The following is a 13,424-nucleotide window of genomic DNA, read 5'->3' as shown; positions in this document are numbered from 1 at the left end:
TGTGGTACCTCCGGAGGCATTCTGAAACTACCTGAAGCCGTGGAGTCAGTATTGAGGCGGTGTGAGGTACGCGGAAGGCTGACCGATTGTCCGCCTGCTGCGTGGGACGGTGCGCAGCTGCGCACGGGACATGTCTGCTGACCAGATCTGACTGCTGGTTGAGATGGACGCCATGCTCTCAGAGCGGCTCATCGGTCTGCAGTCTCCGGGCTGGAATGACCATCACCAGCATGATGCCGGCGACCAGAAGAACACCGACGGCGAAGTCCCCGGTGAGATCCGCCAGCAGACCGATGAGGGCGGGACCGAGGAAACCACCGATCTCCCCGATCGAAAAATACAGGCCGCCGGCCGCCCCCATCAGGGCCGGGCCGATCTGCGGCATCTCCATCAGGGTGTTCATCATCAGCGGCATCAGGGCGGCCGCGGCAAACGACTCCACGGTCAGGACCCCCACCAGCACTGGCCCGTCCAGGAACGGGATCGCGGCCAACGTCACCCCGGCGACGGCGAGCAGGATCTGCGCCATCGCCGACCGTGTCACCCGCTGGACCAGGCGCATGACAATGACTGAGCCTGCGATCCCGGCGACCGCTGCGGCTCCGGCGAGAACACCGGCGGCGTCGGCATCCGCTCCTTTGGATTCGAGGATCTGGGGTAGCCAGTTGCGGAAACCGTGGCTGGCGATGAACCCGGACATCCCGATGATCATCACGGGCCAGACCCCCTTGACACGCACCACTCGGCGGATACCGGCCAGGATCCCGAGGTCACCCGATTCCATTCGCTCTGTGGAGGAGGCGTCGCGACCCAGGAGGAGCCAGGCCACCGCGATGGTCAGCCCCAGGGCGCCGAAGGTGAACATGGCGTGACGCCAGTCATGTCCGACCAGCGGGAGGACGACGATATTGCTCAGGGAGAGTACCGCGACGTTGCCGACCTGGGAGCCGGTGACGTAGATACCGGAGGCGGTGGCGCGGTGATGGTCGGTGAACCACTGGGCGATGAGCTTGGGCAGGCCGATGGAGATCACCGGCCCACCCAGGCCGAGCAGGGCCACGGCGAGAACCAGGGTCCAGAAGTCGACTGCCAGGCCGCGAGCGGCCGCGGAGGCGGCGATGAGCAGCATGCCGATGAACAGGCATGGTTTGGCCCCGTAGCGGTCGATCAACGAGCCGACGGGCAGAGCAGCACCGATATAGACCAGCTGCCAGGTCCCCAGGATGATGCCCACCTGGCTGTAGCTCAGGCCGAGGTCGGCGCGGACGGGGGTGATGATCGGTACCAGGGAGGCAGCGGTGACGGCGAAGCCGAAGTAGAGCAGCCACGCCAGGCCGAGCATCCCCCACCGGGTGGCACCCTCCTGCGTTGCACGGTGATCTGTCACGGTTTCTTCCTTCCTGCGCGCCCTCCCCCGGGAAGACGGAATGAGATGGTGGGAGGGGGCGTCGATAAGCACCGGCGGGCGCCTTTTCGGGGCGGTGAACTCACGTAGCATGGCGGAGAAGCAAGACGACGATGTACCGGCTCGGCAGTCCCACGCCACCAGCGTAAAGGAGGGAGGATGACTTCGAGTGCAGTATTTCCTGCTGGCGGCCTTCGCCGTCCTCGCCGTGAATTTCCTCGCCGCGGTGGTTCTCGTCCTGCGTCGGGCGAGGCGGGGCAGCTGGCTGCTTGTGCTGCTGCTCTCGAGCACGACCGGTGCCGCGTTGGCCGTCATGGCCGGCCTGCTTTTTGTGGAACCGGATGAACACAGCGTCGATGTCGCCCTCGTCTTCACCGCGCTGGCATCCGTGAGCGCCCTGGTCGCGGTGGCCGTGTTCGCCCGCCGCGCGGAAACGCAGAGGTCCGGGGTAGGTGAGCGGGATGCTCTCTGATGTGCTCGCCGCCGTGCTGATGAGCTGCGGACTCATCTTCTTCACCGCCGGGACGATCGGTCTCATCCGCTTCCCGGATGTCCGGAGCCAGCTCCACGCCCTGACCAAGGCAGACAACCTGGGTCTGGGACTGCTGCTCCTGGGGGCGGCGGTGTATGTGGGCAGCCTCGCGACGGGTGTCGGCCTGCTCCTGGTGTGGCTGCTGGCCCTGGGGGCCTCCTCGATCTCCGCACAGGCCCTGGCCGGGGCCGAGGCCGAGACCCTGGAAGGGGACGCTGAGCATGGCCGGACACTCTGAGGCGACCGTGGGGGCCGTCGACATTGTCCTCACCGTCTTTCTGGCGGGCACCGTCATCCTCATCGCCGCTGACGGCTCCCGCCGGACCCAGGTCGGCGCCTACCTCAGCCTGGGCGCAGTGCTGAGCATCGTGTGGTTGCGGTTGGGGGTCGTTGACGTGGCGCTGGCGGAGGCGGCTCTGGGCGGTGGGGTGCTCTCTGGTGTCCTGGTGTGGTTGGCCGTGGCCCGGCCCGGGGCAGCCACACAACCGGTGGACGAGCCGCCCCCGACGGTGCCCCGCCGGATCCGGATACTCACGGGACTGGTGACGGGGACGGTGCTGGCGGTGGTCCTCGGCTCGGTGATCCTGCGCACGCGGCAGACCACCCCGGCCTGGACCGGAAGCCTCACCGCGGGTATGCAGGCCACCGGTGTGGAGCATGAGATCACTGCCGTGCTGCTGGATTTCCGCGCCTACGACACCCTCCTGGAGTCCGCGGTGCTGCTGTTCGCGGGGATCATCGTCCTCGCGGTGGGCACGGACCGGCCACGGGAGGGGCGGCAGCCGGTGCCGTTGCCCTCGATCGCCCTCTGGTTCCTCCGGGTCGCCGCGCCGGTGTTCCTGATGCTCGGGCTGTGGCTGCTCTTCGCCGGCAGCTCCGGGCCCGGCGGGGCCTTCCAGTCCGGTTCGGTTCTGGCGGGTCTGCTCATCCTGCTGCGGCTGGCCGGGGTGGATCTCCGGATGCTCCACCGCCTGCTGGTCCCCCTGATGATCATCGGGGTGGTGGTCTTCCTGGGCATGGGACTGTTCGGCCCGCTGGCCGGTGACCCCTGGCTGACCTGGCCGGAGGGGCGGCAGTTCATGGTTATCTTCATTATCGAGGTCTTCCTCACTGTGGGCATCACCGTGGCCCTCTACGCGCTCTATCTCGCGCTGGAGAATCCCGGCCACCGCATCAGCAGCAGGGAGGGGCGGGGATGAGCATCACCCAGTGGTACCTGATGGTCGCGGTCGGACTCATCGCCGTCGGTCTGACCCGTTTCCTCCTCGTCCGGGACCGGGTGGCCCGGCTCGTGGCGATGAACGTCCTGGGTTCGGGCGCCCTGCTCCTCCTCATCGCCCTGGCGGCCCGGCAGGAGCCGGCGGACCCGGTGCTCACCGCCCTGGTCATCACGGGTCTGGTGATCACGGTGGCCTTCACCGGGGTGGGCGCGGTACTGATCCGCCGCATCGAGGGCGTCCATGAGGAGGATGAGCACCCGTGAGCCCCGCCCAGATCAGTCTCGGTGCCCTTGTGCTGGTGCCCCTGTCCGCCGCGGTGCTCACCGCAGCGCTACCACCCGCCGTCCGTCATTGGCCCGGTCTGCTGGCTGCCCTGTCCGGTGCGGTTCTCACACTGCCGGTCCTGTGGGTGGTGCAGGGTGGACAGGTGGTGGAGCTGAGCCTCGGCGGCCACTCCGCCCCGCTGGGCATCCACCTGCGGGCCGACGGCTTCTCGGTTCTGCTGCTCCTCCTGACGGCGGTGGTCGGTGGGTTGGTCACCGTTTTCGCGGCCGCCTTCCCGGCATCGACGGGGCGCCACATGGTGGCCGGCACACAGCCGGGGACCCTCCGTTGGCAGCCCGCCCACCCGGCCTTCTGGCCGCTGTGGCTGGGCTGCTGGTCGGGCCTCAACGCCGTCTTCGTGGCCGGGGATCTCTTCAACACCTACGTCGGTCTGGAGATGGTCGGACTCACGGCGGTCGGACTGGTCGCCCTGGGCCGGACCAGGTCCTGGGAGGCCGCCCTGCGCTACCTCTTCATCGCGGTGCTGGGCTCCCTCCTCTTCCTCATCGCGGTGGGGCTGGTCGTTTCTGTGACGGGCACCCTGGACATCAACCAGGCCGCCCTGGTCATCGCCGCCACCCCGGACAATCATGCCGTGGTGGTCACCGCCCTGATCCTGCTGACCGTGGGGCTCTCGCTCAAGGTGGCGCTGGTTCCGCTGCACGGCTGGCTCATCCCGGCGCACGCCGGTTCCCCCACGGCGGTCTCCCCGTTGTTGTCGGCCCTGGTGATCAAGGCCTCCCTGTTCGTGCTGCTGCGCTGCTGGCTGTGGCTCGTCGCCCCCGGCATGAGCACGAACGTCGGGGCACCCGAGGCGGTCGCCGCCCCGGCCATTGCCACCACCCTGGCCTGGCTGTCCTGGACGCTGGCCGGGTTGGGCACGCTGGCCATCGTCTTCGGGGCGGTGATGGCTCTGCGCCAGTCCCGGCTCAAGCCGCTGGTGGCCTATTCCACGGTGGCGCAGGTCGGCTACTGGTTCCTCTTCTTCCCTGTCCTGCTCAATCCGGAATCCGGCCGCCTCGAGGAACTGCCGGTGACCACCCTCGGTGAGGATGTCGTCATCGCCGGGGCCTTCGGTGGCACGCTCTGCCTGGTCCTCGGCCACGGGGTGGCCAAGGCCACGCTCTTCCTCGCGGCGGGCTACCTCAAGGAGATCTACGGCACCGACGAACTGGATCAGCTCCGCGGCGTGGGGCGCAACCACGCCGGCCTGGTCCTGGCGATGGGTATGTCCGCCATCGGGCTGGCCGGACTTCCCATCTCCCTGTCGTTCTCCGGGAAGTGGCTGCTGTCCACCTCGGCGATCGCGTCGGGGCAGTACTGGATCGTGGGCGTGATTGTCCTGGCCACGCTGCTGTCCGCCGCCTACCTGCTGCGCATGATGGCACCCCTGCTCATCGAGGCGGAGGACGACGGGCACCTGCTCAACCCGCCGGAACGCCGCCAGTCCAGCCTGCCGGTCGTGGTCCTCCTCCCACCCCTGGCGCTCGGTCTACTCACGCTGGTGACGGGTTTCAGCGGGGCCTGGGTCGTCGACCTGCTGGAGGTGGGTGCCCCATGGTGAATCTGCTTCCCGGGGACGTGGTGTCCTGGATCCCGGTCGTGATGCTGCTGCTCTCGTTGCTGGCGGCGGTGCTGATCTTCCCCATGGCCGAGGATCGGGTCCGGCTGCGTTCGACGGTCAACCTCGGGGCGGCGGTGCTCAAGGTCGCACTCGTCATCCTGCTCATCCCCGCGGTGGTGGATGCGGACCTGCGGCCGGAGTTCTCTCTACCCTTCCTGCCCGGCAGTGACCTGGTCCTGCGGGTGGACCAGCTCTCGGTATTCTTCGCTGCACTCTCGTCCATCCTGTGGCTGCTCACCACGGTCTACGCTATCGGCTATCTCCGCGGGACGAGGCACCGGAGCCGCTTCTTCGGTTTCTTCAGTCTCTGCGTCACTGCCACGGTGGGCATCTCCTTCGCCGGTAACCTGCTCACCTTCCTGGTCTTCTACGAGATGCTCACCGTGGTGACCTACCCGCTGCTGGCGCACTGGGGGAACCCGGAGTCCCTGCGCGCCGCCCGCCTGTACCTGCGCTATACCCTGGCGGGCGGGCTGGCCCTGCTCACCGGAGTGGTCTGGCTGACCATCTACGCCGGGCCCGTCGACTTCGCCGCCGGTGGTGCCGCCGGTGTGGCTGAGCTGGCAGCCCATTCACCGGGGATCGCCGCGGTTATCTTCGCGGTGCTCATCGGTGGGCTCGGGGTGAAGGCGGCGCTCTTCCCCCTCCACGGCTGGCTGCCCACCGCGATGGTGGCCCCCGCCCCGGTCTCGGCGCTGCTGCATGCGGTGGCCGTGGTCAAGGCGGGTGTCTTCGGCATCGTCCGCGTCATCGACGACGTCTACGGTGTCCAGGTGACCGTGGAGCTCGGGGTGCTCACCCCACTGCTGCTGGTGGCCGGTTTCACCATCCTCTACGGCTCCTGGCAGGCCCTGCGCCAGCGGGACCTCAAGCGGCGCCTGGCCTACTCCACGGTCTCCCAGGTCAGCTACGTCACCCTGGGTATCGCCCTGGCCACGTTGGGTGGTGCCACGGGTGGGATCGTCCATCTGGTGCATCAGGGCATCATGAAGATCACCCTGTTCTTCTGCGCGGGACTCTTCGCGGAGAGTCTGGGGGCCAAACGCATCGATCAGCTCGACGGGCTGGGGCGGCGGATGCCGGGGACCTCGGTGGCCTTCACCGTCGCCGCCTTCGGCATGATCGGCCTGCCGCCCACGGCGGGCTTCATCTCCAAGTGGCAGCTGGGCCTCGGCGCCCTGGATTCGGCCCATCCCTGGGTGGTGGGGGTGCTGCTGGCCTCCTCGCTGCTCAATGCCCTGTATTTCCTGCCGGTGGTCTACCGCCTGTGGTTCCGGGAGCCGGAGGCTGATGGACGCGCCGCGGAGCCGGCCTCTCTGCTCGTGCCCACCCTGAGTACGACCGCCATGGTGGTCGTGTTCGGTGCTGCCGCCTCGGTCCCCTTTCTCCCGTTGGACATCGCCGGGCAGATCGCGGCGGGGGTGTTTGAATGATGCTCCCGCTCAGCCTGCTGGCACCTCTGCTGGTCATGGTTGGGGCCGCGGTGCCGTGGGCGTGGTTAAGGAGATCCGCGGCGGTCCTGTCCCCCGCGGCAGTGCTGCCTGCCGTTGTGCTGACGCTGACCACCCCGACCGCGGAGCTGGAGGTGCCGTGGCTGCTGTTCGGGACGGTCTTCCGGATGGATGCGGTGGCGCGGCCCCTGGTGCTGATCGCCGCCGCGCTCTACGGTGCGGCACTGGCCGCCGTGACCTGGCGCCGGGGGCCGGAACCGACGCTGGCGGCATTCCTGCTGGCCACCTACCTGGGCACCGTCGGCGCCTACCTCGCGGCCGACACGGTCGCCTTCTACCTCTCCTTCGCGGTGCTGAGTTTCTCCGCTGCCGGCCTGGTCATCCACCACCGCACGCCGCAGGCGCACCGGGCGACCGTGATCTATCTGGTCATGACGGTGCTCAGCGAGACCGCTCTGCTCGGCGGGCTCCTGCTCACCGTGGACGCTGGCGGCGCCCTGCTTGCCGACGCCCCCGCCGCCATCGCCGCCTCCGACCGCTCCGCCCTCATCAGTGCGCTGCTGCTCATCGGCTTCGGCGTCAAGGCCGGCCTGGCACCACTGCACCTGTGGCTCCCGCTGGCACATCCGGCCGCCCCGCCTGCGGCCTCGGCGGTGCTCTCCGGCGTGATGGTCAAGGTCGGCATCGTCGGCTGGCTGCGCTTCCTGCCCGCCGGCGACAGCGCGGATATCGCCCGGTTGCTGCTGCTCCTGGCGCTCGCCGGGGCCTTCCTCGCCGTCGGGGTGGGGCTGATGCAGGACGACCCCAAGGTCATCCTCGCCTACTCCACGATCTCGCAGCTCGGCTTCATCAGCGCAGTGCTCGCGGCGGGTCTGCTGATGCCCAGCAGCAGCGGTGCAACGACTACTGCGGTTGTCCTCTACGCCGTGCACCACGGCCTGGCCAAGGGTGCACTCTTCCTCGGGGTTCCGGTGGTGCGCCGCCACGGCCGGGGTGTCACCGGGATACCTGTGTTGCTGGGCATGGCCTGGGCGGGCCTGTCACTGGCGGGCGCGCCGTGGACCTCAGGGGCCTTTGCAAAGTACGACGCGAAATATGCCGTGGCGGATCTCCCCGCCCTGGCCGGACTCCTGCCCCTGGTGGCCACCGGTTCCACGCTGCTGCTCCTGCGTCTGGCCCGGGTGCTGTGGCGCGGGGAACGCGCCACGGAGAAGGTGGACGGTCTGTTCGGGGCCTGGCTGCTGCTCTGCCTGCTGGGGACGGGGCTGCCCTGGTGGATCGGCACGGGCTGGCTGGAGTTGCAGCCACCGACCTGGGATGCCGCCACCCTGTGGGATTCCACCTGGCCTGTTCTCCTGGCGCTACTCCTGGCCGCACCCCTGACATGGCTGGTGGGCCGGGTCCCGGCAGTTCCACCCGGGGATATCGTGGTGCCCCTGGAGACGGCAGCCGGTCTCCTGCGCAGCTCCGGCGGCGCGGGCCTGGCCCGGGTGTACACGGGGACGGCACAGGTGGCCCGGGCCTGGGGCAGGGGCTGGTCCCGGAGTGCCGGCCTGGTCCGGGATGGTGTCGCGTTCATGGAGACCCGGACCCGGCTGTGGACGCCGACGGGGATGGCGGTCCTGGTGCTGCTCGCAGTGCTGCTGCTGGTCCTGCTGTTCGCGGGGGGCTGGTCACCATGAAGTGGGTGGTCGCTGTGGTCCTGCGGGTGCTCGCCCTCGCGGTGGTCTGGGAGGCCATGTCCTCCTGGGAACCCGCCTACGCCCTCTACGGGCTGGTCAGCGTGGGGGCCGCCACCACGCTGAGCCTGCGTCTCGTCCCTCCGGGCAGGATGTTCCGCATCCGGGGGGCGGCGGTGCTCGCCGGCTGGTTCCTGTACAAGGCGGTGGCGGGCGGCATTGATGTGGCGCGCCGGGCCGTGCGTCCCACCCCGGACATTGAACCGGTGGTGGTCCGGGCCCGCCTGCGCCTGCCGCCCGGGCACGGCCGGGAACTGGCGATGCTGCTGATGAACCTCATGCCCGGCACGATGGTGCAGCGGGTGCGCGGGGAGGAGGTGGAACTGCACACCCTCTCCCTGGAGCTGGAACCGGTGCAGCAGTGGGCGGACCTGCAGGACCGGGTCGCCCGGGCCTTCGGACCGGACCCGGGGCCTGGATGAGTCAGCGGCGGCCGTGGAAGAGCCGGCGGGGGACGGTGAACTCCCGGGGCTCGCCAGTGAGCGGATCCTCGAAGGACAGCCCGGTGGAGATGAGGTGGAGGGGCCGGCTCATGTCCTCCTCTTCCTCGGTGTGGATGCGCGGGTAGATGTTGTCGCCCAGGATGGGTACGCCTGCGGCCCACATGTGCAGCCGGAGCTGGTGGGTCCGGCCGGTCTCCGGGTGCAGGATGTAGCGCGCCTGCGGCGGCAGAGGGCCGTGTACGGCCTCGAGCTCGCGCTGTTCGGCGGGGTTGAGGGGCGTGACGTCGGCAAGCAGGGTGATGGCGTTGGGTTCACCGTCGATGATGCGGCCCTGGATCTCACCGGGGATCTTCTCCATCCGGGAGCGCCACACCGTGCCCGGGAAGAGGGAAGGCTCATGGTCGGCGATGGCCTCGTAGGTCTTCTCCACCCGGCGTTCGGCGAACAGCCGCTGGTAGGCACCGCGGATTTCCGGGCGCAGGGTGCACAGGATCACCCCGGAGGTGAACCGGTCCAGGCGGTGGGCGGGCACGAGGTCAGGGAGATCGAGGGAACGGCGCAGCCGTACGGTGAGGGTCTCCGTGATGTGCTTGCCCCGCGGCATGGTCGCCAGGAAAGGCGGCTTGTCGGCCACCAGGAGATCATCGTCGCGGTGGAGGATGTCGATGTCGTAGGGGACGGGTTCCTCCGGCGCGGGCGTGCGGTAGAAGAAGACGTCCTCGCCGGGAGCGACAGGGGAGGAAAAGGAGAAGGGGTGGCCGCGGCGGTCGACGACCTCGCCGGCGTCGAAACGCGCCTGCAGGGCCGCGGCGTCATCGAGCGGATGCCGGCGGCGCTGGGTGGTGATGAGGTGGCCGACGAACTCACCCGCGGTCATGGCGGCTGCATCCTCCGGGAGGCGTGCCCGGGTGGCGGTCAGTCCGTCACGGACCGGCAACGGTGATCGCTGCCGGCGGGGCGGTTGTACTAATCTGTCGTTCATGGACTTTGACGCTCTCCTCAACCAGGCCACCAACTTCTCCTCCGAGGGTATCGGCTCGTTCCTGGCCGACATCGGCAGGATCCTCTACAACCTGCTGTACCCGGCGAACTCCGATCCGGCGATCCCGGTCGAGACTCCGCGCTAGATCCTTCCCGCGGCTGTCTGAAAGCGGGCGGAACCAGCCTGTCCTGTCTGCGGTCTTTCCCCCGGAACTGGTTGTAACAACTCCTTTGAACATGTCATCCAGCGGCTACAATCGAAGGTGAACGGTAAACCAGATCCGTACACAGAAATAAGGAAAGGCTAACGAGATGCCCCAGGAAGATATCGTCGTTGTAGCAGTTGACGGCTCCCCGGCCTCCCATAATGCGGTCCGATGGGCCGCCAACACCGCGAATAAGCGGGGGATTCCGCTGCGACTGGCCTCCTCCTACACGATGCCGCAGTTCCTCTACGCGGAAGGCATGGTCCCGCCGCAGGAGCTCTTCGATGATCTGCAGGCCGAGACCATGGAGAAGATCGACGAGGCCCGCGCCATCGCCCATGAGGTCGCCCCGGAGATCAAGATCGGCCACACCATCGCCGAGGGTTCGCCCATCGACATGCTGCTGGACATGGCCCAGGACGTCACGATGATCGTCATGGGTTCCCGCGGGCTCGGCGGACTGTCCGGCATGGTGATGGGTTCGGTCTCTGCCGCTGTCGTCTCCCACGCCACCTGCCCGGTCGTCGTGGTCCGTGAGGACAACCAGCTCGAGGAGGCCACCAAGTACGGCCCCGTCGTCATCGGTGTCGACGGTTCCGACGTCTCCGCCAAGGCCACCGAGATCGCCTTCGCCGAGGCTGATGCCCGTGGTGCCGAGCTCGTCGCTGTCCACACCTGGATGGACATGCAGGTCCAGGCCTCCCTGGCCGGCCTGTCCGCCGCGCAGCAGCAGTGGGAGATTGTCGAGCAGGAGCAGATCGACATGCTCACTGAGCGTCTCGCCCCGATGGTGGAGCGCTACCCGGATGTGGAGGTCCGCAAGGTCATCACCCGCGACCGCCCGGTCCGCGCCCTGGTGGAGAACTCCGAGGGTGCGCAGCTGCTGGTCGTTGGTTCACATGGTCGCGGCGGCTTCAAGGGCATGCTCCTGGGCTCCACCTCCCGGGCTCTGCTCCAGTCCGCCCCCTGCCCGATGATGGTGGTCCGCCCCGAGGCTGTCTAAGCACAGGAGAAGACCGCTGCGGTCCCGCCGCCCTGCACCACTTGGTCCGGTGCAGGGCGGTTCTGCGTTGCTGCAACGATCCGGTCACAGTCGCCTTGCGGGAGTGCAAAGCATTCCATCCCCTGACACACTGGATATATGGGCGGTTGCCCGGTCCGCGCTGGGCGACGGTCCCTAATAAGAGCATCTGAAATTCACCAGTGAGATTTAAGGAGAACACAATGCTTGGACTCGGAATCCTGGGCTGGATCATCATCGGCGGTATCGCCGGTTGGATCGCCTCCAAGATCAAGGGCACGGACGCGCAACAGGGCGTCATCCTCAACGTCGTCGTAGGTGTGATCGGCGGCCTGCTGGGCGGCTGGCTGCTCAGCCTCTTCGGCGTTGATGTGGAGGGCGCCGGCATCATCTTCAGCTTCCTGACCTGTCTGCTCGGCGCGGTGATCCTGCTGACCATCGTCAACGCGGTCACCAGTCGCCGCAGCTGATTCCCACCCCGTCCGAAACAACTCAACCCGCCCTTCCAGGGGCGGGTTTTTTCGTGGGTGTCCACGGGGGACTGTTAAAAGACGTACCGGTTTGTCTATATTAGGTAGGAAACCAGAACAACCACTCCAGGAAGGATCGGGTACGTCAGTGGCCGCAGGAACCGTGAGGAAGAAGACGACGAGCACCCGCCGTCGCAACCGTCCGAGTCCGCGGCAGCGTCTGCTGGATTCCGCCACCAACCTGTTCACCACGGAGGGCATCCGGGTCATCGGCATCGACCGCATCCTGCGGGAGGCGGACGTTGCCAAGGCTTCCCTGTACTCCCTCTTCGGTTCGAAGGATGCGCTCGTCATCGCCTACCTGGAGAACCTCGACGAGGAGTACCGGGCCCGGTGGGCGGGGTACACGAAGGAGATGACCGATGCGGAGGACAAGATCCTCGCCTTCTTCGATCTCTCCATCGCCGATGAGCCGGACAAGGAGTTCCGGGGTTCCCACTTCCAGAACGCCTCCAACGAGTACCCGCGTCCGGAGACCGAGTCGGAGCACGGTATTGTCGCCGCCTGCCGTGAGCACCGCACCTGGATGCACCAGACGATGACGGACCTGCTCACCGCGAAGAACGGCTACCCCTCGGCCACGCAGGCCAACCAGCTGCTCATTTTCCTCGACGGCGGCCTGGCCGGCGCCCGCTTCGTGCGGGACGTCAGTCCTCTGCGGACCGCGCGGGATCTGGCGCGTCAGATGCTGTCGGCTCCGCCGGCGGATTATTCGATCTAACCTGTTTACGGGCGGTCCGCTCCTCCCGGCGCCGGGCCAGCCGCTCCTTGTGCAGTGCGGAGGAGGCTGCCCGCTTCGCCTTTCTGATGGCCTTCTGCTCCGCCTTCTCGGCGGTGGCGGCCTCCTTGCGGGCGGTCTTCTCCGCGACCAGTTCCCGCCGGATCCCGGGGATCTTCCAGGGCTGCAGGGCACCGAGTGCTTTTCGACGCCGCACGTCCCACCTGATCCGTCGCTTCTCCCGGTCCTCCGCCCGGGCGGCTTCGCGACGCTCGCGGGAGAACTCCTCGAAGGACTCGTGCAGTGGGATCCTCCGATTCACGAGCGGGTAGAGGATGAGCGACTGGACCAGGGTCCACAGGTTGTTGGCGAACCAGTAGAGGATGATGGCCACCGGCAGGGGAGCGGTGAAAGCCAGAGTTATCAGCAGTACCGGGATGAACAGGGTCATGATCACGAGGAACCGGCTCGAACCTCGTGCGGCCTTCGAATCCCAGTCCAGGGTTTTCGCATTTCGCATCAGTGCAGCGAGCATATTGCCGACGGTGAAGATGACCACTGCAATGATCACCGGCAGGAGAAAGTCACGGACTTCCTCGCGGGTGGTGCCCAGGCGGGCGAGAGCCTCCGCGGGCATGGAGATGTACGCTGGGAGGGGAATTCCGTTGATGGAGGCGCCCAGGAAGGTGCGGATCTCCTCGGAGTTGAGGAAACCGATCCGGGCATCAGGAGCAATATCGGTGCTCCCTGAGGATGGCCGGGCCATACGCAGCAGCACCTGGTAGAGCCCCAGAAAGACCGGGATCTGGATGAGTGTGGGGATGCAGCCCGCCGCAATGCTGTAGTTGTAGCGCTCCCGCAGCTCCTTCGATTTCCGCTCGAATTCGGCGACGGACTCCCGGTCAGTCCGGGTGGCATATTCCTCGGCGAGGGCAGCCTGTTCGGGGCGCATCGCCACACCGGTGCGCACGGACTTGGCCTGCGTCCAGAAAGCGGGGATGAGCAGGAGCCGGACGGTGAGCACCAGGCCGAAGATGGAGACCACCCACGCTGTCGAATCATCCATCCCGAACACCGAGTGCATCAGGATGTGCCACAGTTTCAGGACACCGGAGACCGGGTAGATGAACGGTTCAAGCACGGTGGGAGCCACCAACCTTCGGGAGACGTGCGATCAAGCTAGACTGATTCGGCCCAGTTGATCTTAGCGTTTCCAGGAGTTTTTCCCGC

Annotated in this window: 15 protein-coding genes; 12 read left to right on the top strand and 3 right to left on the bottom strand. The window is 67.5% G+C overall.

What is annotated here, in order from left to right; all coding sequences use genetic code 11:
- Window positions 1-178: 178 nt before the first annotated feature.
- Window positions 179-1,387 carry an MFS transporter gene (locus tag EAH68_RS04070; RefSeq protein ID WP_164546393.1) on the bottom strand — a complete coding sequence of 403 codons (1,209 nt, stop codon included), beginning with the start codon at window positions 1,385-1,387 and terminating at the stop codon, window positions 179-181.
- 187 nt (window positions 1,388-1,574) lie between these two features.
- Between EAH68_RS04070 and EAH68_RS04065 the strand changes: the two genes are divergently transcribed.
- Genes EAH68_RS04065 through EAH68_RS04030 form a run of 8 tightly spaced genes read left to right on the top strand, consistent with a single transcriptional unit; the run spans window position 1,575 to window position 8,717 of the window.
- Window positions 1,575-1,877: a hypothetical protein gene (locus EAH68_RS04065; protein ID WP_126120049.1), complete on the top strand. Its 303-nt coding sequence runs from the start codon at window positions 1,575-1,577 to the stop codon at window positions 1,875-1,877.
- On the top strand, window positions 1,867-2,175 hold the full coding sequence (locus EAH68_RS04060) for a monovalent cation/H(+) antiporter subunit G (RefSeq protein ID WP_126120048.1): 309 nt from the start codon (window positions 1,867-1,869) through the stop codon (window positions 2,173-2,175). The genes EAH68_RS04065 and EAH68_RS04060 overlap by 11 nt, the downstream gene beginning before the upstream one ends.
- Window positions 2,159-3,136, top strand: coding sequence for an MnhB domain-containing protein (locus EAH68_RS04055; protein WP_126120047.1), 978 nt, complete (start codon window positions 2,159-2,161; stop codon window positions 3,134-3,136). Before EAH68_RS04060 ends, EAH68_RS04055 begins: the two co-directional genes overlap by 17 nt.
- Window positions 3,133-3,420, top strand: a complete 288-nt coding sequence (locus EAH68_RS04050; RefSeq protein WP_126120046.1) for an NADH-quinone oxidoreductase subunit K — start codon at window positions 3,133-3,135, stop codon at window positions 3,418-3,420. Before EAH68_RS04055 ends, EAH68_RS04050 begins: the two co-directional genes overlap by 4 nt.
- On the top strand, window positions 3,417-5,045 hold the full coding sequence (locus tag EAH68_RS04045; RefSeq protein ID WP_126120045.1) for a complex I subunit 5 family protein: 1,629 nt from the start codon (window positions 3,417-3,419) through the stop codon (window positions 5,043-5,045). Before EAH68_RS04050 ends, EAH68_RS04045 begins: the two co-directional genes overlap by 4 nt.
- Window positions 5,039-6,538 carry a complex I subunit 5 family protein gene (locus EAH68_RS04040; protein WP_126120044.1) on the top strand — a complete coding sequence of 500 codons (1,500 nt, stop codon included), beginning with the start codon at window positions 5,039-5,041 and terminating at the stop codon, window positions 6,536-6,538. Before EAH68_RS04045 ends, EAH68_RS04040 begins: the two co-directional genes overlap by 7 nt.
- Window positions 6,535-8,238, top strand: coding sequence for a proton-conducting transporter transmembrane domain-containing protein (locus EAH68_RS04035; protein ID WP_126120043.1), 1,704 nt, complete (start codon window positions 6,535-6,537; stop codon window positions 8,236-8,238). Before EAH68_RS04040 ends, EAH68_RS04035 begins: the two co-directional genes overlap by 4 nt.
- Window positions 8,235-8,717, top strand: coding sequence for a Na+/H+ antiporter subunit E (locus tag EAH68_RS04030; RefSeq protein ID WP_126120042.1), 483 nt, complete (start codon window positions 8,235-8,237; stop codon window positions 8,715-8,717). Before EAH68_RS04035 ends, EAH68_RS04030 begins: the two co-directional genes overlap by 4 nt.
- A 1-nt stretch (window position 8,718) precedes the next feature.
- On the opposite strand, the gene EAH68_RS04025 is transcribed toward EAH68_RS04030, so the two are convergent.
- Window positions 8,719-9,720, bottom strand: coding sequence for a pseudouridine synthase (locus EAH68_RS04025; protein WP_126120041.1), 1,002 nt, complete (start codon window positions 9,718-9,720; stop codon window positions 8,719-8,721).
- Here EAH68_RS04025 and EAH68_RS14700 point away from each other — a divergent pair.
- From EAH68_RS14700 to EAH68_RS04010, 4 genes are all read left to right on the top strand, one after another.
- On the top strand, window positions 9,719-9,865 hold the full coding sequence (locus tag EAH68_RS14700; protein ID WP_164546392.1) for a hypothetical protein: 147 nt from the start codon (window positions 9,719-9,721) through the stop codon (window positions 9,863-9,865). The two genes, EAH68_RS04025 and EAH68_RS14700, sit on opposite strands and share 2 nt — an antisense overlap.
- Window positions 9,866-10,031: 166 nt before the next feature.
- A complete protein-coding gene (locus EAH68_RS04020; RefSeq protein WP_126120040.1) occupies window positions 10,032-10,928 on the top strand; it encodes a universal stress protein in 897 nt (298 codons plus the stop codon).
- A gap of 221 nt (window positions 10,929-11,149) precedes the next feature.
- Window positions 11,150-11,416 carry a GlsB/YeaQ/YmgE family stress response membrane protein gene (locus EAH68_RS04015; protein ID WP_126120039.1) on the top strand — a complete coding sequence of 89 codons (267 nt, stop codon included), beginning with the start codon at window positions 11,150-11,152 and terminating at the stop codon, window positions 11,414-11,416.
- 148 nt (window positions 11,417-11,564) lie between these two features.
- The gene (locus EAH68_RS04010; RefSeq protein ID WP_126120038.1) at window positions 11,565-12,197 is read left to right on the top strand and encodes a TetR/AcrR family transcriptional regulator; all 633 of its coding nucleotides are present in this window, start codon (window positions 11,565-11,567) and stop codon (window positions 12,195-12,197) included.
- On the opposite strand, the gene yidC is transcribed toward EAH68_RS04010, so the two are convergent.
- On the bottom strand, window positions 12,124-13,335 hold the full coding sequence (gene yidC, locus EAH68_RS04005) for a membrane protein insertase YidC (RefSeq protein ID WP_164546391.1): 1,212 nt from the start codon (window positions 13,333-13,335) through the stop codon (window positions 12,124-12,126). The genes EAH68_RS04010 and yidC overlap by 74 nt on opposite strands.
- Window positions 13,336-13,424 lie beyond the last annotated feature (89 nt).

Source organism: Corynebacterium hylobatis, assembly GCF_003955685.1.
GTDB classification, from domain to species: Bacteria; Actinomycetota; Actinomycetes; order Mycobacteriales; family Mycobacteriaceae; genus Corynebacterium; species Corynebacterium hylobatis.
The sequence above is the reverse complement of the archived record's forward strand: the minus strand, read 5'-3'. Positions and strand labels throughout refer to the sequence as shown.

Excerpts from the sequence above, each read along its gene's own strand:
- EAH68_RS04040 (WP_126120044.1), top strand. The coding sequence starts at position 5,039 with ATGGTGAATCTGCTTCCCGGGGACGTGGTGTCCTGGATCCCGGTCGTG.
- EAH68_RS04050 (WP_126120046.1), top strand. The coding sequence starts at position 3,133 with ATGAGCATCACCCAGTGGTACCTGATGGTCGCGGTCGGACTCATCGCC.
- EAH68_RS04025 (WP_126120041.1), bottom strand. The coding sequence starts at position 9,720 with ATGAACGACAGATTAGTACAACCGCCCCGCCGGCAGCGATCACCGTTG.
- EAH68_RS04020 (WP_126120040.1), top strand. The coding sequence starts at position 10,032 with ATGCCCCAGGAAGATATCGTCGTTGTAGCAGTTGACGGCTCCCCGGCC.
- EAH68_RS04015 (WP_126120039.1), top strand. The coding sequence starts at position 11,150 with ATGCTTGGACTCGGAATCCTGGGCTGGATCATCATCGGCGGTATCGCC.
- EAH68_RS04055 (WP_126120047.1), top strand. The coding sequence starts at position 2,159 with ATGGCCGGACACTCTGAGGCGACCGTGGGGGCCGTCGACATTGTCCTC.
- EAH68_RS04035 (WP_126120043.1), top strand. The coding sequence starts at position 6,535 with ATGATGCTCCCGCTCAGCCTGCTGGCACCTCTGCTGGTCATGGTTGGG.
- EAH68_RS04060 (WP_126120048.1), top strand. The coding sequence starts at position 1,867 with ATGCTCTCTGATGTGCTCGCCGCCGTGCTGATGAGCTGCGGACTCATC.
- EAH68_RS04030 (WP_126120042.1), top strand. The coding sequence starts at position 8,235 with ATGAAGTGGGTGGTCGCTGTGGTCCTGCGGGTGCTCGCCCTCGCGGTG.
- EAH68_RS14700 (WP_164546392.1), top strand. The coding sequence starts at position 9,719 with ATGGACTTTGACGCTCTCCTCAACCAGGCCACCAACTTCTCCTCCGAG.